A 20,367-nucleotide genomic window follows, 5' to 3' on the forward strand; every position below is an offset into this window, starting at 1 on the left:
CAGATGTGTATAAGAGACAGTGTGTGTTCCGGTCGTTTCAGTGGTGGGATTCGAGCAGCGAGGGCGCAGCGCCCAGCAGCGTTCTGGTGTAGTCGTCGGAGGGAGCGTCGAACACACGGGCCGCGTCGCCGAACTCGACGACCCGCCCCTTGTTCATCACGGCGATCTCGTCGGAGAGGTAGCGGACGGTCTGGATGTCGTGGGAGATGAAGACCATGCCGAGGCCGAGCTGCTCCTTCAGGTCGGTCAGCAGGTTCAGGATCTGCGCCCGCACCGAGACGTCGAGCGCCGAGGTGGGCTCGTCGGCGACGATCACCTGCGGGTCGAGCACGAGCGCCCTGGCGATGGCGACACGTTGGCGCTGCCCTCCGGAGAGCTGGCTGGGCAGCGCCTCCAGGGCCGAGGGCGGCAGCCCGACGAGACCCACCAGGTCGCGCACCTTGCGGCTCCGGGTCGCCGCGCTGCCGAGGCGGTGCACCTGCAGCGGATCGAGGAGCGCATCGCGCACCGTCATCCGGGCGTTCAGCGCGGTCGCCGGGTCCTGGAAGACGACGGACAGGATGCGCCCGAGCCGCTTGCGCACGGCGGGCGTGAACGATCGCACCGGCTCGCCGCCGAACACGACCTGCCCGCTCGTGGGCTTCTCGAGGCCGATCAGCACCTTGGCCGAGGTCGACTTGCCCGAACCGGACTCGCCGACGATGCCGAGGGTCTGCCCGCGCTTCACCGTGAGCGAGACGCCCGCGAGCGCATCGACGTACTCGGGACGGAAGAGTGAGGACGCACGGGTCTTGTAGCGGACGTGCACGTCCTTCAGCTCGATGACGGATTCGCTCATCGTCCTGCTCCGATCGCCTCGACGGGCGCATCGTCCGGATGCGCGGAGTAATAGTGCTCTGTCCCCTCGATGTGTCGGCGCACCGGGGTGGTGCCGGCATACCGCGAGGGGTCGCTGGACCGCGGGGCGAAGCGGTCGCCCGCCGGGAAATCGCGCGGTGAGGGCACGACTCCCGAGACCTGATGCAGACGGTCGGAGCCGGCCTCGATCGAGAGCACAGCGCCCAGGAGGCCCTGGGTGTACTCGTGCACAGGTTGGGTGAGCACCTCGCGGGTGGTGCCCTGCTCCACGACCTGGCCCGCGTACATCACCGTGATCCGGTGGGTGAGCTCGGCCACCAGGGCGAGGTCGTGCGAGACGAACAGGAGCGCGAAGCCGAGCTCCTGCTGCAGCCGCATGAGCAGCTCCACGACCTGGGCCTGCACCGTGACATCGAGCGCGGTGGTCGGCTCGTCGGCGATCACCAGCCGCGGATCCCGGGTCAGGGCCATCGCGATGAGCACGCGCTGCCGCTGCCCTCCCGAGAGCTCGTGCGGATACGAGGAGAGTGTGCGCTTCGGATCGAGACCGACGAGCGTCAGCAGCTCCTCGGCAGTGCGGGTGCCGCCGCGCGAGGTGAGCTGCTTCATCTGCGAGCGGATGAGCATCGCCGGGTTGAGCGAGCTCAGCGCGTCCTGATAGATCATCGCGATGTCGTGTCCGCGCAGCGCGTTGCGCTCCTTCGGGGCCATCTGCAGCAGGTCCTTGCCGTCGAACAGGATGCGTCCGCGGATGTCGGCCTTCGGGTCGAGCAGGCCCATGATCGCGAGCGAGGTGATCGACTTGCCGCATCCGGACTCCCCCACCAGCGACATGGTCTCGCCGGGGCCCACCGTGAAGCTGACGTGGTCGACCACGTCGACGTCGCCGTGCCGGGGGAACGAGATGCACAGGTCCTGCACCTCGAGCAGCGGCTTCTCGTCGCCCGTGTACTCGAGGCGATCCGTGCGGGTGAGTTCGCGCCGTCGCAGCTCGGCGAGTCGTTCCGCGAGGGGGACGACTTCCGCGCGCGGCACCAGGGTGTCGGGGACGCCGCTCGGCACGGAGAGGTTCACCGCGGTGTCGACGGTGGGGATCACGTGCGTGTCGTCCGGGATCGCTGCGACCTCGAGCTCGTGCGTGGACTCCTCGGTGTTCGCGGCGTCGGCCGTGATCTTGCGCGCCCGCGGCGACACCATGGCGTCGGTCATCCCCTCGGAGAGGATGTTGAGGCACAGCACCGTGATCATGATGAGGATGCCGGGGAAGAAGGTCGCCCACCACGCTCCGCTCATGAGCAGGTTGCGGCCCGCGGCGATGACGTTGCCCCACGACGGCTCGGGATCGGGCACGCCGGCCTGCAGGAACGACAGCGAGGCCTCGAACACGATCGCGTCGGCGACGAGCACGGTCGCGAAGACGAGGACCGGCGCCATCGCGTTGCGCGCCACGTGTCGCACGATGATGCGCGGGGTGCCCGCTCCCATCACACGCACGGCCGAGACGTAGTCCTCCCCGTACTGGTCGAGGATGTTCGCACGGACGATGCGGGTGAGCTGCGGCACGTAGAGGAACGCGATGGTCAGCACCAGCACGGGCAGCGACTTGCCGAACACCGCCACGAACACCGCGGCGAGCGCGATGCCGGGGAACGACATCACGACGTCCATGACGCGCATGAGGGTCTCGGAGATCCACTTCGGGGCGGTGGCGGCGATCGTGCCGAGCACGCAAGCGGCGACCAGGGCGACGAGGGTCGCCCCGATACCGATCACGAGCGAGTAGCGGGCGCCGTAGACGAGGCGCGAGAAGATGTCGCGGCCCTGACGGTCGGTGCCGAACCAGTGCTCCGCTCCCGGCGGCTGCACGGGAGTCCCGGAGGCCAGCGGGTCGAACGGCGCGATGAGAGGCGCGAAGATCGCGGCCAGGGCGATGATCGCCAGCACGGCGATGCAGATGATCGACCCGAGGGACAGGCGGCCCCAGCGGAGGCCCGGGACGGAAAGCCGTTCCGTGAGTTTGCGTCGCATGTCACACCGCCCGGATTCGAGGATTGATGAGCACGTACAGGAGGTCGACGATGATGTTGATCACGACGAAGGCGAGCGCCACCGCGAGCGTCACTCCCTGCACGAGGTTGGGTTCGTTGTTGGTGACGCCGTTGAGGATGAGGGTTCCCATCCCCGGGATGGCGAAGATGATCTCGATCACCACGGCGCCGCCGAGCAGGTAGCCGATGCGCAGCCCCAGCACCGTGACGGGGGTGATGAGGGCGTTGCGCAGCACGTTGCGGCCGACGACGATCACCCGCGGGATGCCGGCGCCGAGGGCGGTGCGCACGTAGTCGCGGTCGAGCTCCTCGACCATCGAGGTGCGCACGACGCGCGACAGCTGACCGATCACCGGCACCGCGAGCGCGATCGCAGGGAGGGTCATGCGGGCGAGCCAACCGGAGGGATCGGCCCAGAAGTCGGGGAGCGGGCCGGAGGCGGGGAGCAGTCCGAGGCCGAGGGTGAAGACCTGGATGAGCAGGATGGCGAGCCAGAACGACGGGGTGGAGAGCGCCGCGACGCCGAAGACGCGGATCACCTGGTCGGGCCAGCGGTCGCGATAGACGGCGGCGAGGACGCCGATCACGAAGGCCACGATCACGGCGATGATGAGCCCGAGGAAGGTGAGCGCCAGGGTGACCGGGAAGGCACGGGCGACCTCATCGATCACGGGAAGGCTGCGCGCGGAGTAGGTGCCGAGGTCGCCCTGCACGAGTCCGAACAGGAAGTTCACGTAGCGGACGAGCAGGGGGAGGTTGAGGCCGTGGTCCTCGCGGTAGGCCTCGAGGGCTGCGGGCGACGCCGTCTCGCCGAGCGCCGTGCGGGCCGGGTCGACGGGCGAGAAGGACATCACGAAGAACACGAGGAACGTGATGCCGAGGATCATCAGCGGCAACTGCAGCAGTCGCCGGCCGATGAGGCGGAGCGTGTGGGACACGTGCCGCTCCTTCCGAGGGTGAGGGAGGTGCAGGGGGCGCGCTCGTCGGGTGAGCGCGCCCCCTGTTCGGGTGCTGCTTCTGTGCGGGTGCTACTTCGCGGCCACGCCGACGTCGAGGAACGACAGCCCGGTGGTGGGGACGGGCTGGAACCCGACGAGCTCCTGGCTGCTCCAGGCGGTCGGCAGCTTGCGGTGGAACAGCGGGTAGAGCACGGCCTGATCGGAGAGCAGGTCGAACGCCTGGTCCCAGGTCTTCTGCTGCTCGTCGCCTTCCTGCTGGACGGCGGTGTCGAGGAGCGTGCGCAGCTCGGCGTACTCGGGAGAGTCAGCCCAGTTGGTGCGGGTCTGGGTCCAGACGTTCTCGCCGTACCACCAGTTCATGAGCAGATCGGGGTCGACACCGAAGACCGAGGGGTCACCGGGGGCGACGGCCACCGTGTAGTCGCCGGAGTCGACCTTCTCGTACATCGACGCGGACTGTCCGATGTCGAGCGTGGTGTCGATGCCGATCGCGTCGAGCGACTCCTTGATCAGCGGGGCGACCTCCTTGACCCAGCCGGTGTCGGTGGTCAGCAGCGTGATCGACAGGTCGGAGACGCCGGCGTCCGCCAGCAGCTCCTTCGCCTTCTCGGGGTCGTAGGTGTAGACCGTCGAGGCCTCGTGGTAGTTCGGGTACGTCTCGGGCAGGAACGAGGTCGCAGGCGTGGCGTTGCCGAGCATGCCCGTGCCGATGATCTTGTCCATGTCGAGGGCGTAGTGCAGTGCCTGCCGCACGCGCACGTCGTCGAACGGCGCCGCCTTGGTGTTGAACATCATGAACAGCAGGCCGAACGACTGCACGCTCTCGACGTCGGCCGACGAGGCGAGGGTGTCGACGTCGATGTACGGCACGTCTTCGATCGCCTGCACGGTGCCGGTGGACATCGCGGTGACGCGGGCCGAGGCGTCGGCGAGCAGGTTCCAGTTCATGCCGGCGGCGAGCGCGGGGCGCGGGCCGTTGTAGTCGTCGTAGCGCTCGAAGACGAGCTTGTCCTCGGGGACCGCGGAGACCAGCGAGTACGGGCCGGAGCCGACCGGGTTGGCGGCGAAGTCCTCGGGGTCGGCCTCGACGACCGCCTTCGGGACGATCTTGACGACGCCGAGGCGGTCGTTGATCAGCGAGAAGGGGTAGTCCGTCGTGATGCGCACGGTGTCTTCGTCGACCGCGGTGACGGTGTCGATGAAGTCGACGAACGACAGGAAGAGCGAGTTGTTGTCCGGGTCGAGCACGCGGTCGTAGCTGAAGACGACGTCGTCCGCCGTGACCGGGTCGCCGTTCTGGAAGGTCGCGCCTTCGCGGAGGTCGATCTCGTAGGTCGTGTCGTCGATCTTCGTCGGGAGGTCGGCGGCGAGCGCAGGGGCCGGCTTCTGGGTGACCGGGTCGAGATCGACGAGACCTTCGAAGACGTGCCAGTTCGCCGAGACCGTGACGGCGCCGGAGGCGACCATCGGGTCGAAGCTGCCGTTCAGCGTGTACGAGATCCCCGCCTCGATGATGGCGTCCGGGTCGATCTCGCTCGCGGCCGCGCTCTCGTCGGGGGTGGCGGTGGTGCCGGCGCCGCAGCCCGCGAGGGCGACGGATGCGGCGACTGTGCCGGCGACCGCCATCGCGAATCGACCCGCGCGACGGCGGGTGAAGTGTCGGTTCATGTGTGCTCCAGGGTGGTGGGGGGAACATCTTGAGGACATCTGATGTCTGATGTACTCTAAACACAGGTTCGATCAGATCACAAGAGTGAGATGATCGGAGCGTTTCTGCCAGGCACGAGAGGGAGCCCCATGAAGTCCACCACGAGTAGGGCGTCACGCATGCGGCGCTCGACCACGGCGGATCAGATCAAGCAGCTCATCCTGACGCGCGGGCTCACCCCGGGCGACCCGCTGCCTACGGAGGCGGAGCTCTGCGACGAGCTCGACGTCTCGCGATCCTCCGTGCGTGAGGCCATCCGCACCCTCTCGACCCTCGACATCGTCGACGTGCGTCACGGCCACGGCACGTACGTCGGACCGATGTCGCTGGATCCGATGGTGGAGGCCCTCGTCTTCCGCGGGGTGCTGTCGCCGGAGGGGTCGCTGCAGGCGCTGCGCGAGGTCGTCGAGGTGCGCCTGGCGCTGGACCTCTCGATGGCCGAACGCATCGTGGAGGCGGCCAAGGCGGATGATGACCCCGAGCTCGACGCGCTGGTCGCCGACATGGTCGACAAGGCCGAGCGCGGCGAGCATTTCCTCGAGGAGGACCGCGCCTTCCACACCCGCCTGTTCGGCACGATCGGGAACCGCCTGGTCGGGCAGCTCGTCGGCGCCTTCTGGGATGTCCACACGGCGGTGCTCCCCCAGCTGGGGATCCCGCAGCCCGATGACATCCACAAGACGGCGAAGGCGCACGGCGACATGCTCGAAGCGGCGCGCTCCGGCGACGTCGACCGGTATCGCCGGGCTGTCGTCGAGCACTACGAGCCGCTGCAGCGCGTGCTCGCGAGTGCCGCGGGCGACGCTCAGGGCTGAGATCACATGCGGAGCCCCCGCCCGACGCGGTGGAGGCTCTCCTCCTCGATAGAGTTGCCTCCGCACTGCACTCTTCACGAGGGGAACCCACGCATGTCCGTTGGACTTCTGGCCGTCGTCGACGACATCCTGAGCGCCGCAATGAAGGCGTCGGCGAAGGCGGCGGGCGTCGTGATCGACGATGCCGCGGTGACCCCGCAGTACGTGCAGGGACTCACTCCGGCGAGGGAGCTGCCCGTCGTCGGCAAGATCGCCCTGGGCTCGCTGGCGAACAAGTTCCTGATCATCATCCCGGTGGCGTTGCTGCTCACCGCGTTCGCGCCGTGGGTGCTGCCTTATCTGCTGATTCTCGGTGGGGCCTACCTCTGCTTCGAGGGCGCGGAGAAGGTGCTGGAGTGGTTCGGCGTGCAGCACGGCCACGCCGACGAGGGCGCGCGCGACGAGAGGAAGCTCGTGCTGGGCGCCGTGCGCACCGACCTGATCCTCTCCACCGAGATCATGCTCATCTCGCTCGCGAGCCTCGAGAAGGGGCTCGACATCTGGGCGACGCTGGCCATCCTCGCCGTGATCGCCCTCCTCATGACGGGCGTCGTCTACGGTGCGGTCGCGCTGCTCGTGAAGATCGACGACATCGGCTTGAGGATGGCGAAGAATCCGGTGCAGCGCGTGCGCCACACCGGCACCAGGATCGTGCGCTCGATGCCGGCGGTGTTCCGCTTCATCAGCATCCTCGGCACGGTCGCGATGCTCTGGGTCGGCGGCCACCTGGTGCTCGTGAACCTGGGCGAGGTGGGGCTGCACGTCACCACCGACCTGCTGCACGGGATCGAGCACGCCCTGGAGCCGGCCGGCGGATTCGTGGTCTGGCTGGTCGAGACGCTCGTGTCGGCGATCGCGGGCCTCGCACTGGGACTGCTGATCGTCGTGATCGTGCTCGGCATCGCACGGCTCTTCGGCAAGACCCCCAGCTTCCACGAGGGCGAGACCTCCCCCGCCGACGTGCACGTCTGATTCCGAGTCGGCCGTCTCGCGACTATCCGCCGTGCGGGGGATGCGACGTGCCGCTCTCGAGCCGCACCCTCGTCCTAGTCGAACCCGCACGCCCGCGCCTCACTCCACGCACACACCCGCGCGACACGCAGTCACGCTGCGATGTCGTAGCGCGCTCGACCCCCGAGTCTCGGTCTGCGTTCCGGATCGACGTTGGGCGGTGGGATGAGCCACACCCGTGCCGCGACCCCGACCCCCTCGATCCTGATCTCCCAGTCGTTGTCGTGGATGCGGTGGTGACAGCTCTCGCAGAGCAGCACCCCGTTGTCGAGGTCGGTCGGCCCGGCATCCCGCTGCCACCAACGCAGGTGATGCGCCCTGGTCAGCTGCGGCGCGAGCCCGCACATCACACAGCCGCCGTCACGCTCCACCAGCGCGAGCCGCTGAGCACGGGTGAACAGCCGCTTCTCACGACCCCAGTCGAGGATCTCGCCTCCACCTCCGAGCACGACGGGGATGATGCCACCGCCCGCCGCCATCCGGCGACAGGCGGCGATGCTGACGGGCTCACCGAGGCCGTCGACCGTCGCGAACCCGGTGCCGCCGGTCAGCTCGTCGAGCCCCACCCGCACGACGACCGTCGCTCCGGACACGGGGAGACCGCCGTTGTCGCATCCGCTCGCGTGTGCGCAGATCTCGACGAACGCGTCGGCCTGGAGCATCGCGACCGTGCGTCGATCGGCATCGGGCGCCTCGGGATCGAGCACGTGCGCCCTGGCCTGGAACGTCGCAGTGACGTAGGCCTGGATCGCCGCTTTCACCGGCGCGCCGGAGGCGACATCGGTCTGCAGCGTCAGGTGCAGCGACCCGTCGCGCTCGAACATCGTCAGCGAGCGCCGTGAACGAGCCTCGTCTTCGCGCGGAGCCACACCGTCGGGATCGAGCCAGGCCTCGGCGTGCACGACCAGCTTGCGCACGTCGTCGAGCGACAGCTCCGCGGCGCGTTCGACGAGCAGTCGCTCGGCCTCGATGATCCGCTCCAGACCGACCTTCAGCCGGGCCCGATCGAGCAGGGTCACGATCGACGCTGCTGCTGCGGCGCTCAGCGCGCCCGCGCCGATCGCCTGTTGCACCGCGGGATAACGCGGCGGCAGCGGTTCGCCCAGGAGGTTCGCCCGGGGAGCCGTGGCCTCCCCCACCTTCACCAGGCGCACCGCATCTCCCGTCGATCCGCCGGTCGTCGCCGCGATCATGGTCGCAGGGCTGCGGAACCCCTGCTCCTTCGCCAGGCTCGCCGCTCCCAGCTCGGGGCGCGACTCCCGCGCGATGCTCGCCGCGATCTCGGCGTGGATGCCGTCGAGTCGACGCTGCACCAGCCCCATCGTGCGATGCGCCTCGAGCAGCTGTGCTCTGGTCAGCTCGGCCGCGTTCGACGCATCCGCCCACACGTCTTCGAGGCACTCCACGGCCTCGAGGAGGGGGCTCAGATGCGGGTTCGTCATGCTCTCAGTTTAGAACATATCTTCGATATATTGGAGGGGTGTGGATAAGTCGATGCGCCGCCGTGCCGTAGTCTCATCGCCATGTCCGCCAGCTCGCCGTCGCCGAAGTCCCGCAGCACGAAGCGCGACGCCGACCGCTGGTTCCGCGAGCAGGGGCTTCCGACCTTCGTGCCGTTGCGGCGCTGGTTCACCGACCTCCCCCGTCGCGTCGCCCCCCTCATCGCCTGGGTCGCGGTGGCCGCCTACCTCTTCCAGGACGGGATCGAGGTCGTGTTCGACTTCGCCCTCGACGACGACTCGATCGGGTGGGAGCTCCTTATCGTCCCCCTCGCCCTCACGATCTTCCTGCTGGCGGTGGGCCTCGCCTGGGCCGCCTACTTCCTCGTCCGAGCCCTGCTGCGGCGTCTCCCTGCGGGGATCGGCACGGCGGTCGCCCTCGTCCTGATCGCCGTCAGCCTCGCCTTCACGATCGTCTACGACTACAGCACCCACCCGAATTCAACCGTGGGCCCGGTCCTCCGCACGGCGCTCGTGCTCGCCCTCTGCATCCTGGTGACCGGCATGGGCGGCGGTGCCATGATCTCCTGGGCCTCGCGCCTGGCGGTGCGCAATGCGTCGGCGATCGGGCACATGGCGTCGATCGCGCTGCCCGTGATCCTCATGCTGGTGGTTTTCTCGTTCTTCTCTGCCGAGGTCTGGCAGATGGCCTCCGCGCTGTCATGGGGATCGATCGCCCTCGTCGGCCTCGTCGTCGCGGTGCTCGCCGGCATCGTCGTGCTGCGCGTCAGCGCGTCGGAGATCGATGACCACGCGCACGCGCCGACCGCGGAGCAGCGAGCCGCCCTGCTCGTCGGCACCCCGGCGGAGGGGCGTCCCGCACCCGGGCGACCGGGGCGCCTGCACGCTCCGCAGCGCATCAACATCCTGCTCGCGATGACCGTCGCGCAACTCGTGCAGGCGCTGTTCTTCGCCGGGCTCCTCGCGGCGCTGCTGATCGTGATCGGAGGCATCGCGATCCCCCAGGGCGTCGTCGGCATCTGGCTCGGTCCCGGCAGCGCCGCCCAGCCGCTCGCGGTGCAGCCCCTGGAGTTCTTCGGGGCGAAGCTGCCGCTCACCGTCAACCTGCTCAAGGCCGCCACTCTGCTCGCCGTGATCGCCGCCCTCCCCTTCGTGTTCTCCGCTGTGAGCGAGGCACGCTACCGGGAGCGGTTCTTCGATCCGATCATGGCCGACATGCGGCGAGCGATCCTCGTGCGCGAGGCCGTCAGCACGACACCGGCGCGCCGCTCCTCGTAACTGTTCGGCCGCAGCGCGCCCGCACGACGTCCAGCAGGGATGTCAGCTGCGGAGATTCTCGGCGGGGCGCAGACGCGCGGCGCGGATGGAGGCCAATCCACCTCCTCCGGCACCGACGATCAGGCCGACGGCAATGGCGATGGGAAGCAGCACGATATCGAACACGGGCGCCCATCGTTGGCTCACTGTGACGACGAGGATTGCCGCCATGCCGAGCACGAGACCTGCGGCCCCTCCGACGACACCGACGATTGCGGATTCGAGGGTGATGAGTTCCCCGATCTGTCGGTCTCGGGCTCCGAGCGCTTTGCGCATGCCGATCTCACCCCGGCGTGCGTTGACAGCGAGGAGCGTGGCGTTCATGAGTGCGGCGATCGCGACGATCAGCGCGAGCAGCGTGAACGCGGTGAGGGTGGCCTGCACCCCTTGTTCGACCTGTCCTCTCAATTGTGCAGAATCGGTCGGCGCAGCGACGACGATCCGGTCCGGCTCGTACGGGTTCAGTGCCGAAGGCAACTGCTTGGCGACCTGCTGCGCTGCGCCGGAGGAAGTCACGGCCAACATCGTCACATCGACGGCCCCTTTCGCCGTGATGTCGTCGCGGGGTCCGACGACCACTTCACCGCGGAGCAGGGGGAGGCGCGAGGACGTGGTGATGATGCCGGCGACGACATAGGTGATGCCATCAACCGAGATCGTGGGGGCGCCGTCGATGCTGCTGAGTTGCATGTCCTTCGCGAGAAGATCTCCGACGTAGGCCTCACCGGCAGCCAGAGGTCCCTCATGCCACGGTGCCTCATCGACGGTGAGACGCGCAGCGCCGACGATGTCTCCGATGGCGACGTGCGGCCGGATCTGGCGTGCCTCCGCGAACGTCGAGACCGTGCTGACATTGAGATCGATGACGACCGCGGCCGCATCCACTCCGCTGAGTCGCTCGATCGCCTGCGGAACCTCCTCGGGCGGAAGCGAGTGCTTGGCTCCCGTCGACCACGTCGCCGAGACCTCGCGGTTCAGGTGAGCATCGAACGTGGCGGACACTTGGGCCCGTGCCGATGCCGAAAGCCCGAGGGTGGTGATCGTCAATGCCACGGCAATGGCGACGGCGAGCCCCTGTCCGATCGATTGGTACTTTCTCGACATCACCGACGCCCAGGCGTCGCGCAGTATGTCGGCGAGTCGGATGCGCCCGGTGAGCTGCGCCTGCTCGTCGTCGCCCGGAACAGGGAAGGGCCCCTCGTCGACTGCAGAAGCCAGCGACCTATCCCCGGACTCTTTGGGTGCCGGATCCGCTCCGGTGCCGGGCTGTCGCTCGTCGGACACGATCGCCCCGTCGGCGATGTGGACCACACGACGCGCCCGGGCCGCGACCTCAGCCGAATGAGTGACGACGACGACCGTCGCCCCGTCGCGATTGATGCGTCCAAGCTCGTCCAGAACACGAGCGGCGTTGACCGAGTCGAGGTTTCCGGTCGGCTCGTCGGCAAGGATCAGTTTCGCGTCCCCGGCGATCGCCCGGGCGATCGCGATGCGTTGACGCTGCCCGCCCGACAGCGTCGAGGTGCTCTGGAACGCGCGTTCCGCGAGCCCGACAGAGTCGATGGCGCGGAGGACACTCTCACGCCGCTCGACACGCGGCACGCCCCGGTAGAGCAGGTTCAGCTCGACGCTGTCGACGGCTGGTCTGGCCTCGAGAAGATGGAAGGCCTGGAACACGAATCCGATCGTCCGTGCCCGCACGCTCGCCGCACGGCGGCCGTCGCCGGCACGAGCCTCCTCGCCGTCGAGAACATAGCTGCCCGCCGTCGGGTCGTCGAGGAGACCCAGAATGTTCATCAGTGTCGTCTTGCCACCGCCCGATGGCCCAACGATCGCAACGAACTCCCCCTGGTCGATCTCCAGGTCGATACCGCGCAGTGCATCGACATCGGGCCGACCTGCCGACGAGTACGTCCGACGCACTCCCCGTAACTGAATCAGCGTCACGTCAACCGACTCGAACCAGGTCGCCGGTCTCCAGGGCGCCTTCTTCGAGCGGCTCGACGGCGACCTCGCCCTGCAGTGTGCCCAGGACCGTGACCGGCACCTCGAAGAGCGTTCCGTCCGCCTGCTGCTTTGTCAGAACAGTCTTGTCAGGCCCTCGGTCCGAGACTGCGAGAACCGGGACGATCAAAGCGTCCTCGGCCACGATCTGCTTGACCACTGTCACCCGCGCCCGCCCGGCCGATCCCGGCAGTGCTGCCTTCGGGACCACGGCGAAAGTGACCTCAGGTGCGACCTGTTCCGCGTCCGCGCTTGCGCCCGTTCCCTCTGGGTCTTCGGCCGAGCCGGAGGGGCGGATGTCCCCCACAGTGCCCTCGACCTCAGTGCCACCGATCGAGATCACAGCCGCGTCTCCTGCGACCACCTCCCCGAGATCGGTGACGGGAACCGTGATCGTGACCACCAGATCCGCCGACCCGAGGATGAAGTCCGGCACGCCCTCCGCCGCCAGACGCTGTCCGACCTGAACGCCCTGCACGACCTGAGCGGACGCCGAAGGCATCGCCAGAATTTCGGCGACAGGAACATACCCCTCAGCAGTCGGCACCTTCGCGCTCGTCTCCGCCGACTTCTCGCCCTCTCCCGGGCTCGTCTTTTCTGCCGCGGCACTGCGAGTGGGGGCTTCATAGCCGCTGTCCTGATACCAGCGCTTCACCGCCGTGGCCGTCTCGCTTCCGAATCGCCCATCAGCGTTGAGCTGGTACGACCGCGCCACCAGTGCGGCCTGTAATGCTTCGACATCCGGTCCACGATCCCCGACGCCCATGTCGCGATAGAAGGAGAAAGCCGATTGCACACCGAAGAGAGGGCGCCCATTGACCTCGGTGAGAACCTGCCCCGAAGAAGCGGTTGCACCCGTCGCCAATGGGCGTCCGGTGACGACGGTGAGCGACGCATCCGCGACCGGAAGCACCGTCACCGGAGTCTGCGTCGACGGCCCCGCCTGCCCGGTGAAGCCAACCTCTCCGGCCAGCGAACCCTGCGTGACTTCCGCGAAGACCGGCCCGGGGGCGGGCGCCTTGGCATTAGCCTCCTGCTGCGCCGAAGACTGGAACTGCGCAGCAAACCAGAATCCCGCCCCAATCAGCGCCACGATCAGCACCACAGCGATCACGGCCATCCAACGGGACCGTCTCGCCGTCTCCGGCACACCTACTTCATCCATCGGACTTCATCCATCGGACTCTCATCACTCACTGATCGGCCAAGGCTCGTTACCGAGCCAACTCTCGCGCCGCCTCTCTAGGGCGCGGCTGGCGCGTTCTCCGCCACGATCGTCAACAGCTTCTTCTTCCGTTCGATCGCGTCCGCACGGATCCGATCGAGCTTGTCCCTGTTCTCCGCGACGAGCTTCTCCTGCTCCTCCCAATTCCGCTCATACCAGAGCGAGGCCCACCCACTCGACTCCTGGCACTCCGCATCAGCAACAGCCGCAGCAAGCTCCTCCGCCGAAGGCGCGGACGACGACCCGGTCACCGCACCCCACACCTCTGCCACCTCATAAGGAGCTCCTTCCCAAGGTTGCTCCTGAGTCACCGCGTAATCCACCCGTGGGGTCAGACACTCCCGCCAGGCTTTCACCGCCTTGACCACATCCGGATCCTGCTCCACGATGTCCCAAGCCTGGGCGGATAGCTCAGCGTTGTAGTTCAGCCCGTCGGCGGTGGATGCGAAGTCCTTGTCTTTCGCGCGGATCTTGTCAGTGCAGGCCACGAGCGCGTCATCCAGTTCCTGATTCGGAAAGTACGAATCCACTGTCTCTGTGTATGTCAACCACAGCTCAGCGCTCTCCGGATCATCCAGCCGCGCGAAATGGTAACCCCACTTCTTTGCCAGTTCCAGATTGAACAGCCGCAGACCTACCCGGTTGAAGTCTTCCGCACGGGGGAAGTCGGTATCCTGCCACGGCACCGGCCACTCATACCCCTGCGCACCCAGACAATCCGAGATCAACAACTGCTCCGCATAGTTGTCCAGGTCCGGGGAATACACGACGAACTCATCAAGAGGCATCTTCCAAGCCGCTTGATTCCTCACCCCCGCATCCGTCTCACTGTCGGACGCGGTACACCCCACCAGACCCCCGGCAACCGTGACCACAAGGACGGTCGCCATGACCAGGCGGCCACCTACGCGCGGAGAAGTCACCGGCATAGAGCCGAACCAACGCTACTGAGGGTGCCGCTGAAGTATCCCGACTCGATCTCGTCGTTGTAGCTACCCACATTGCCGAAGCCCTGCCCCCGGAGGATAAGGAGGCCCTTCCCTCCTGTCTGGTTCTGTCCTTTGTAGAGGTAGGAGTTCTGGGAGCGCCCGTTGTTGAAGGTGGAGGAGATGACGTTGCCGTAGGACCTCCAGCCGATGGCCATGACATCCACGCAGTTCGCGAACTTGTGCGTGGATGGCTGCTGCCATGCGTCGTTGGTGTAGTTGTAACCCGAGTAACTGCACGTGTACCCGGATGGGCAATCACTCGGCGCGGCTGCGGCAGGGCCCGCCAAGGCGAGAACTCCCACCCCGGACAGGACGAGTGCGATCAGCGCGCTGGCCGCTCTTGTGCGCCAGGTTGCGCGACGCGCGTGTTCCAGCGACATGAGATCCTCCGATGCACCCGCCAACTAAAACAATACGTTCTACACAGTAGACATGATCTTTGCGCGCGTCTGTAGGCCGTTCGGGGGACAAGAGCGGTGGCCGCACCTCGCCTCTCGTAACTGTTCGGTCGCAGCGCGCCCGAACAGCGCTCCTCCTGCTAGCGTCGGCGATGCGCACCCGAGCGCCGATGAAGGATGCGCACCCGAAGCGCAGAAGAAGAGAGACCGCCCGCCGATGACAGCCGTGCGAATCAGGGATGCCGAGACTGCCGATCTCGAGACGATCACCGCGATCCACAACCATGCCGTGCTGCACACCACCGCGATCTGGAACGAAGAGGCTGTCGACCTCGCCGACCGCACCGCCTGGCTCGCCGGTCGCACCGTCCGTGGCTTTCCGGTCATCGTGGCCGTCGACGACACCGGGGTGCTGGGCTATGCCTCCTACGCGCAGTGGCGCCCGCACAGCGGATACCGTCACACGGTCGAGCACTCGGTGTACGTGCGGGACGGCCAGCATGGTCGGGGCATCGGCACCACGCTGATGACGGCCCTCCTCGAGCGTGCCAGGGTGGCCGGGATGCACGTGATGATCGCGGGGGTCGAGAGCGGCAACGCGGCCTCCATCGCCCTGCACGAGCGACTGGGCTTCGTCGAGGTCGGGCGCATGCCGCAGGTCGGCGCGAAGTTCGGACGCTGGCTCGATCTGAGCATGCTGCAACTCATGCTCGACGATCGCGCCGAACCCGGCACCGAACCCCGCACCGAACCCCGCACCGGATCCTGACGATGGACCTGCTGCAGTGGTTCGTCGAAGCCTTCAACTCGCAGTGGATCCTGCCGGGCGGGCAGACCCTCCTCGTGCGTGAGGTCGTGGGCAACGCGTTCGGCCTCGCGAGCGCCCTCGGCGGGATGCGCCGCAAGGTGTGGGCGTGGCCGGTCGGCATCATCGGCAACCTGCTGCTTCTCACGGTCTTCCTGGGCTCAGCGCTGAGCCCCGACCCGTCGCTGCCGCACCTGCTCGGGCAGGCCGGTCGGCAGATCATGTTCATCGCCGTGGCCATCTACGGCTGGATCCGCTGGCGAAATCTTGACGGGGGACGCGTCGTCCCCCGCTGGGCTCCAACCGGCGCGCGCATCGGCATCGTGCTGGTGATGATCGTCGGCACAGTCGCCCTGACCCCGCTCTTCCGGCTGCTCGGATCGTGGGAGCCGGTCTGGGCCGACGCCTGGACGTTCGTCGGGTCGCTGCTCGCGACGTACGGCATGGCGAAGGGCTGGACCGAGTTCTGGCTGATCTGGATCGCCGTCGACGTGGTCGGGGTGCCGCTGCTGTTCGGCTCGGGCTACTACGCGACCGGTCTCATGTACGTCTTCTACGGTGTCTTCACCGCGGTCGGCTTCGTGATCTGGTGGCGGGCACAGCGCACGGCCGCACCGCCAATCGAGATCATTCCGCCCGACCCGAGCCCACGACGTCCGGAGGAGGAAGAGCTCGCCTGAGCTCCGCCCTCCCCCGGCCCTTCCGCCTCGCTGTCGCCCCTCCTCGAAACGAGGCAGTCCTCAGGCCCGGCTCTTCCCCTTCACGGTCAGCGCCATGACATCGGCCGCACGCGCCGTGAGCCGTTCGAGCGGACCCTTGCCGACCGTGCGCGTCCAGACGAGTGCGCCGGCCATCATCAGCAGCGACAACGCGATCCAGGGAAGCACCGGGTTCGGGAGCCAGGTCGCCGCACCCGCCAGGATGAGGATCGCCTGGATGACGTAGCCGGTGAGGGGCACAGCACCATAGGCGGCCAGTGGTGCCACCGCCCACCTCGCGTAGCGGGTGACGATCAGGCACAGCCCGAGGATCGCCACCGCGAATCCGCCGGATGCGAGGATCTCGAGCACCCCGCCGGAGTGGGCGGAGAAGTTGGTGACGGCCTCGAGCATCTTCGCCGGCGGGTCCTGCGACGCCACCCGGTCGAAGTACGACTGGCCGTCGACGTCGCCACCGCCGTCGCCACCGAACAGCGAGGCCTTCTCCGGCGCGAAGCAGGCGACGATACCGTCGCTCGTCTGGCACGTCAGCCCGGAGATGTCGACCTCGTCACCCGGGACCATGCTCATCGAGCCCGAACCCGAGCCCGAACCCGAACCGGAAGCGGAGATCGACGTCGTGACATCCTGCTGCGGCGGCGTGAGCAGCCCACCCAGCGTGTATCCGCCGATCGCCACCAGCCCACCGCAGACGAGCATGACCACAGCCGTCTTCACGCGGGTCAGATCGAGGCGGCCGATGACCAGACCTGCGCAGAGCAGCGCCGCCCACACCGTGATCGGGTAGGTGCCGAACAGCACCAGCGACAGCCCAGGGCCACCGAGATCCGGCGAGAGCGTGCCGATCAGAGCGAGCAGCGGAGGACCGAGGATGCCGAGCGCCGCCCCCGCGATCACCAGCACCCTGGTGCGCAGGTGCACCGTGAACGCCGCCAGGATGTACAGCACGCCGTACAGCGTGAGGATCACGGCGATCCCGGAGCCCAACAGCTCGACCAGCAGCCCGATCACGAAGATCGCCGCTCCTCGACCGACCAGGCGCAACCGGATCCTCCGCAGCTCGTCCGCAGTCGCGTTCTGCGCACCGCCGGTCATCAGCGCGAGAGATACCCCCGCCAGCAGGGCGAACAGGATCGAGGAGCGCCCGTTGACGATGTCCAGCCACGTCGACGGATCCGAGAGAGTGAAGTCAGGACCGCTTGCGACCATCAGGTGGGCGCCGAACATCCCGACCAGCGCGAGTCCACGCGCGACATCCACGCCGACGATACGGCGCCTACCCGTGGAGGTGGCTCCTCCGCGTCGCGGACGGTCGCCGGAGTCTGCGACCGAAGCGTCCTCCGTCGGCGCAGAGAATGACGGGATGATGTGGGGCGTGCTCAAAGGAGACCTCTCGAGGATTCAGCGGAGATCTCAAGCTCAACACGAACGCCCGAGGGCACACATCCACCCTCAGTACCGCTTCTATCCGTCGATCGGATGAAGTCGGCGCGTGCGGATCCTGGCGGGTGTCAGTGCCGCACGCGGGCCAGGAACTCCGCCGTGGCCGGCTGCTGCGGGGCGTCGAACACCTGCGAGGGCGGACCCTGCTCGACGACCACGCCGTGCTCGAGGAACACGATGCGGTCGGCCACCTCGCGGGCGAACGACATCTCGTGGGTGGCCATCACGATCGTGGCGCCCTGGACCTTCAGCTCGCGCACCAGGTCGAGCACCTCGCCGACCAGCTGCGGGTCGAGCGCGCTGGTGATCTCGTCGAGCAGCAGCACCTCGGGCTGCGTGAGGATCGCCCGCACGATCGCGACGCGCTGCTGCTGTCCGCCCGAGAGCCGGTCGGGGTACTCGTCGGCCTTGGCGCCGAGCCCGAGCGTCTCGAGCAGCGCGCGCGCCTTCGCCCGCGCCTCGGCCTTGCGCATCCCGTGCACGCGGACCGCGGCGAGCGTGACGTTGTCGAGCACGGTGAGATGCGGGAACAGGTTGAAGTGCTGGAACACGACCCCGATCCGCCCCCGTACGGCGTCGGCATCCACCCGCGGGTCGGTGATGTCCTCCCCCGAGAGGAAGATCTGCCCGTCGTCGATCCCCTCGATGAGGTTCATCGTCTTGAGCAGCGTCGACTTGCCCGAACCCGATGCGCCTATCAGCACGACCACCTCGTGCGTGCCGACCGAGAGGTCGATGCCGCGCAGCACGTCGTGGTCGCCGAAGCGCTTGCGCACGCCCTTGGCTTCGATCACCGGCACGCTCATACGACTCCTCCGGCCTGCTCGCGCTTGTTCAGACGTGCCGTGACGACGTCGGTCAGGCGGATCATCGGCCAGCTGAGCACGATGAACATGAGGCCGGCCACGACGTAGGGGGTGAAGTTGTAGGTCTCGGCGACCATCAGCTGCGCGGCCCTGACGGCATCGACCGCACCGAGGACGGAGATCAGACCCACGTCCTTCTGCATCGACACGAAGTCGTTCATGAGTGCGGGCACGACCTTGCGGACGCCCTGCGGGATCACGACGATCCGCAGCGTCTGCCCGTGCGTGAGTCCGAGCGAGCGCGCGGCGATGCGCTGCGAGGGGTGCACCGCCTCCATGCCGGCCCTGAGCACCTCGGCGACGTACGCGGAGTAGGTGAGGACCAGCGCGATCGTGCCCCAGAACATCGCGGGCATGCGCGGGAAGATCCCGAGCGCGGGGATGCCGAAGCCCACCAGGTACAGCACGATCAGCAGCGGGATGCCGCGGAAGAAGTCGGTGTACGCCGCAGCGAGCGCACGCAGCGGGAAGAACACGGGGCCACGCAAAGAGCGCAGGGTGGCCAGGAGCGTGCCGAGGATCGCGACGCAGACCACGGCGATGACGAGTACGAGCAGGTTGACGAGCAGCCCCTGGAAGATCGGACCGATGCTCTCGAGCGCCACCTGGGGGTCGAAGAACGTCTGGCTGACGATCGCCCAACCGGGCGTGTTGACGACGACGACGATCAGCACCACGGCGAGCGCGAGGCTGCTGCCGAAGGCGATCAGGACCGAGCGCGTGGTGGCCCGGCGCCGCAGAGCGCGGCGTGACAGCTCGAGCTCGCTCGGCTGCCACTGCGCGTCGACGGACGTCGAGGTCATTTGAGGACGGGGACGTCGACCGCGTCGCTGAGCCACTTCTGCTGCAGCTCGTCGAGCGTGCCGTCTTCGCGCAGGGCGTCGACCGCCTTGGTGACGTCGGCCGTGAGGGCGGAGCCCTTGGGCAGCACGATGCCGAAGTCGTCTCCGCCGTTCGCGTCGGCGAACTGTCCGGTGACCACGCCGTCGTCGAGCTGAGCGCCGACGACGTAGAAGGCACCGGGGAGGTCGGTGATCATGGCGTCGATCTGACCGCCCTTGAGCGCGAGCACGACGTCGTCGACCGAGTTGAAGACACTGAGGTTGCCTTCGCCGATCTGAGCCTTCGCGACCGTGTAGCTCGTGGTGCCGCTGGCGACGCCGACCTTGGTGGCCTTGAGCTCGTCGATGGTGGTCGCGGATGCGGCGGGCGAATCGCCCACTGCCACGACGGCCTGGGTGGTCGTGTAGTACGGCGACGAGAAGTCGACGGCCTTCTTGCGGTCGTCGGTGATGGAGAACTGCTGCAGATTGATGTCCCAGTCCTTGGGACCGGGAGCGATGGCGCCGTCGAAGGTGGTGCGCACCCAGACGATGTCGTCGGCCGCGTACCCGAGCTGCTCGGCGACCGCGTTCGCGACCGCGCCCTCGAAGCCCTCGCCGTTGGAGGGGTCGTCGTCGACGAACCACGGCTCGTAGTTGGGCTCGCCGGTGGCGATCGTGAGCTTGCCCTCGGTCACGGTCGAGAGGCCCGACCCGTCACCGCTGCCGGAGTCGGAGGACGGCGAGGTGCACGCGGAGAGAGTGAGCGCGATGGCGGCGGCCGCAGCGGTGACGGCGGCTGCGCGGCGGAGGGAGAGGGCGAAGGGCACGATGACTCCAGGGCGAAGAAGGGTAGGGAGGAGAGCGCGGGGCAGGGCGGGT

Annotated in this window: 18 protein-coding genes; 5 read left to right on the forward strand and 13 right to left on the reverse strand. The window is 67.8% G+C overall.

The window, feature by feature from the left end:
- Nucleotides 1–37: 37 nt before the first annotated feature.
- The 4 genes from AX744_RS16825 to AX744_RS16840 form a co-directional block, all read right to left on the reverse strand.
- Nucleotides 38–838: an ABC transporter ATP-binding protein gene (locus AX744_RS16825; protein WP_061018140.1), complete on the reverse strand. Its 801-nt coding sequence runs from the start codon at nucleotides 836–838 to the stop codon at nucleotides 38–40.
- The gene (locus AX744_RS16830) at nucleotides 835–2,886 is read right to left on the reverse strand and encodes a dipeptide/oligopeptide/nickel ABC transporter permease/ATP-binding protein (RefSeq protein ID WP_061018142.1); all 2,052 of its coding nucleotides are present in this window, start codon (nucleotides 2,884–2,886) and stop codon (nucleotides 835–837) included. The genes AX744_RS16825 and AX744_RS16830 overlap by 4 nt, the downstream gene beginning before the upstream one ends.
- Before the next feature lies 1 nt (nucleotide 2,887).
- A complete protein-coding gene (locus AX744_RS16835) occupies nucleotides 2,888–3,844 on the reverse strand; it encodes an ABC transporter permease (RefSeq protein ID WP_058631986.1) in 957 nt (318 codons plus the stop codon).
- Nucleotides 3,845–3,934: 90 nt separating this feature from the next.
- Nucleotides 3,935–5,533, reverse strand: coding sequence for an ABC transporter substrate-binding protein (locus tag AX744_RS16840; RefSeq protein WP_061018144.1), 1,599 nt, complete (start codon nucleotides 5,531–5,533; stop codon nucleotides 3,935–3,937).
- A gap of 129 nt (nucleotides 5,534–5,662) precedes the next feature.
- On the opposite strand from AX744_RS16840, the gene AX744_RS16845 reads away from it, so the two are divergent.
- Both AX744_RS16845 and AX744_RS16850 read left to right on the forward strand, forming a co-directional pair.
- Complete coding sequence (locus tag AX744_RS16845; RefSeq protein ID WP_046748580.1) at nucleotides 5,663–6,388, forward strand: FadR/GntR family transcriptional regulator; 726 nt, start codon at nucleotides 5,663–5,665, stop codon at nucleotides 6,386–6,388.
- Nucleotides 6,389–6,481: 93 nt separating this feature from the next.
- On the forward strand, nucleotides 6,482–7,399 hold the full coding sequence (locus tag AX744_RS16850) for a DUF808 domain-containing protein (protein WP_061018146.1): 918 nt from the start codon (nucleotides 6,482–6,484) through the stop codon (nucleotides 7,397–7,399).
- Nucleotides 7,400–7,530: 131 nt separating this feature from the next.
- On the opposite strand, the gene AX744_RS16855 is transcribed toward AX744_RS16850, so the two are convergent.
- Nucleotides 7,531–8,880, reverse strand: a complete 1,350-nt coding sequence (locus AX744_RS16855; RefSeq protein ID WP_061018148.1) for an HNH endonuclease — start codon at nucleotides 8,878–8,880, stop codon at nucleotides 7,531–7,533.
- 81 nt (nucleotides 8,881–8,961) lie between these two features.
- Here AX744_RS16855 and AX744_RS16860 point away from each other — a divergent pair, with 81 nt between their 5' ends.
- On the forward strand, nucleotides 8,962–10,176 hold the full coding sequence (locus AX744_RS16860; protein WP_061018152.1) for a hypothetical protein: 1,215 nt from the start codon (nucleotides 8,962–8,964) through the stop codon (nucleotides 10,174–10,176).
- A 42-nt stretch (nucleotides 10,177–10,218) separates the two neighbouring features.
- Here the strand turns inward: AX744_RS16860 and AX744_RS16865 are convergent, their stop codons facing one another.
- The 4 genes from AX744_RS16865 to AX744_RS16880 form a co-directional block, all read right to left on the reverse strand.
- Nucleotides 10,219–12,162, reverse strand: a complete 1,944-nt coding sequence (locus AX744_RS16865; protein WP_082738566.1) for an ABC transporter ATP-binding protein/permease — start codon at nucleotides 12,160–12,162, stop codon at nucleotides 10,219–10,221.
- A gap of 1 nt (nucleotide 12,163) precedes the next feature.
- Nucleotides 12,164–13,384: a peptidoglycan-binding protein gene (locus AX744_RS16870; RefSeq protein WP_082738567.1), complete on the reverse strand. Its 1,221-nt coding sequence runs from the start codon at nucleotides 13,382–13,384 to the stop codon at nucleotides 12,164–12,166.
- 77 nt (nucleotides 13,385–13,461) lie between these two features.
- Nucleotides 13,462–14,334 (reverse strand): hypothetical protein, encoded by an 873-nt coding sequence (locus AX744_RS16875; protein WP_061018158.1) that lies wholly within the window; start codon nucleotides 14,332–14,334, stop codon nucleotides 13,462–13,464.
- Between the two features lie 29 nt (nucleotides 14,335–14,363).
- Nucleotides 14,364–14,813, reverse strand: a complete 450-nt coding sequence (locus tag AX744_RS16880; RefSeq protein ID WP_061018161.1) for a peptidase inhibitor family I36 protein — start codon at nucleotides 14,811–14,813, stop codon at nucleotides 14,364–14,366.
- A 235-nt stretch (nucleotides 14,814–15,048) separates the two neighbouring features.
- On the opposite strand from AX744_RS16880, the gene AX744_RS16885 reads away from it, so the two are divergent.
- Both AX744_RS16885 and pnuC read left to right on the forward strand, forming a co-directional pair.
- Complete coding sequence (locus tag AX744_RS16885) at nucleotides 15,049–15,600, forward strand: GNAT family N-acetyltransferase (protein ID WP_061018164.1); 552 nt, start codon at nucleotides 15,049–15,051, stop codon at nucleotides 15,598–15,600.
- Nucleotides 15,601–15,602: 2 nt separating this feature from the next.
- Nucleotides 15,603–16,316: a nicotinamide riboside transporter PnuC gene (pnuC, locus tag AX744_RS16890; protein ID WP_061018167.1), complete on the forward strand. Its 714-nt coding sequence runs from the start codon at nucleotides 15,603–15,605 to the stop codon at nucleotides 16,314–16,316.
- 60 nt (nucleotides 16,317–16,376) lie between these two features.
- Here the strand turns inward: pnuC and AX744_RS16895 are convergent, their stop codons facing one another.
- From AX744_RS16895 to AX744_RS16910, 4 genes are all read right to left on the reverse strand, one after another.
- Complete coding sequence (locus AX744_RS16895; protein ID WP_157543640.1) at nucleotides 16,377–17,738, reverse strand: heparan-alpha-glucosaminide N-acetyltransferase domain-containing protein; 1,362 nt, start codon at nucleotides 17,736–17,738, stop codon at nucleotides 16,377–16,379.
- A 128-nt stretch (nucleotides 17,739–17,866) separates the two neighbouring features.
- On the reverse strand, nucleotides 17,867–18,604 hold the full coding sequence (locus tag AX744_RS16900) for an amino acid ABC transporter ATP-binding protein (RefSeq protein WP_061018172.1): 738 nt from the start codon (nucleotides 18,602–18,604) through the stop codon (nucleotides 17,867–17,869).
- Entirely contained in the window at nucleotides 18,601–19,467 is an 867-nt protein-coding gene (locus AX744_RS16905) for an amino acid ABC transporter permease (protein ID WP_061018176.1), read from the reverse strand. The genes AX744_RS16900 and AX744_RS16905 overlap by 4 nt, the downstream gene beginning before the upstream one ends.
- A complete protein-coding gene (locus tag AX744_RS16910) occupies nucleotides 19,464–20,315 on the reverse strand; it encodes an ABC transporter substrate-binding protein (RefSeq protein WP_061018178.1) in 852 nt (283 codons plus the stop codon). Before AX744_RS16910 ends, AX744_RS16905 begins: the two co-directional genes overlap by 4 nt.
- Between the last annotated feature and the right edge of the window lie 52 nt (nucleotides 20,316–20,367).

Origin of the sequence: Microbacterium sp. CCH5-D1 (assembly GCF_001557335.1) — a bacterium.
GTDB lineage: Bacteria > Actinomycetota > Actinomycetes > Actinomycetales > Microbacteriaceae > Microbacterium > Microbacterium oxydans.

Bases quoted from the DNA above. Each gene is read 5' to 3' on its own strand.
- AX744_RS16900 (WP_061018172.1), bottom strand. From the start codon at position 18,604: ATGAGCGTGCCGGTGATCGAAGCCAAGGGCGTGCGCAAGCGCTTCGGC.
- AX744_RS16855 (WP_061018148.1), bottom strand. From the start codon at position 8,880: ATGACGAACCCGCATCTGAGCCCCCTCCTCGAGGCCGTGGAGTGCCTC.
- AX744_RS16840 (WP_061018144.1), bottom strand. From the start codon at position 5,533: ATGAACCGACACTTCACCCGCCGTCGCGCGGGTCGATTCGCGATGGCG.
- AX744_RS16880 (WP_061018161.1), bottom strand. From the start codon at position 14,813: ATGTCGCTGGAACACGCGCGTCGCGCAACCTGGCGCACAAGAGCGGCC.
- AX744_RS16860 (WP_061018152.1), top strand. From the start codon at position 8,962: ATGTCCGCCAGCTCGCCGTCGCCGAAGTCCCGCAGCACGAAGCGCGAC.
- pnuC (WP_061018167.1), top strand. From the start codon at position 15,603: ATGGACCTGCTGCAGTGGTTCGTCGAAGCCTTCAACTCGCAGTGGATC.
- AX744_RS16885 (WP_061018164.1), top strand. From the start codon at position 15,049: ATGACAGCCGTGCGAATCAGGGATGCCGAGACTGCCGATCTCGAGACG.
- AX744_RS16875 (WP_061018158.1), bottom strand. From the start codon at position 14,334: ATGGCGACCGTCCTTGTGGTCACGGTTGCCGGGGGTCTGGTGGGGTGT.
- AX744_RS16825 (WP_061018140.1), bottom strand. From the start codon at position 838: ATGAGCGAATCCGTCATCGAGCTGAAGGACGTGCACGTCCGCTACAAG.
- AX744_RS16905 (WP_061018176.1), bottom strand. From the start codon at position 19,467: ATGACCTCGACGTCCGTCGACGCGCAGTGGCAGCCGAGCGAGCTCGAG.
- AX744_RS16850 (WP_061018146.1), top strand. From the start codon at position 6,482: ATGTCCGTTGGACTTCTGGCCGTCGTCGACGACATCCTGAGCGCCGCA.
- AX744_RS16845 (WP_046748580.1), top strand. From the start codon at position 5,663: ATGAAGTCCACCACGAGTAGGGCGTCACGCATGCGGCGCTCGACCACG.
- AX744_RS16830 (WP_061018142.1), bottom strand. From the start codon at position 2,886: ATGCGACGCAAACTCACGGAACGGCTTTCCGTCCCGGGCCTCCGCTGG.
- AX744_RS16870 (WP_082738567.1), bottom strand. From the start codon at position 13,384: ATGGATGAAGTAGGTGTGCCGGAGACGGCGAGACGGTCCCGTTGGATG.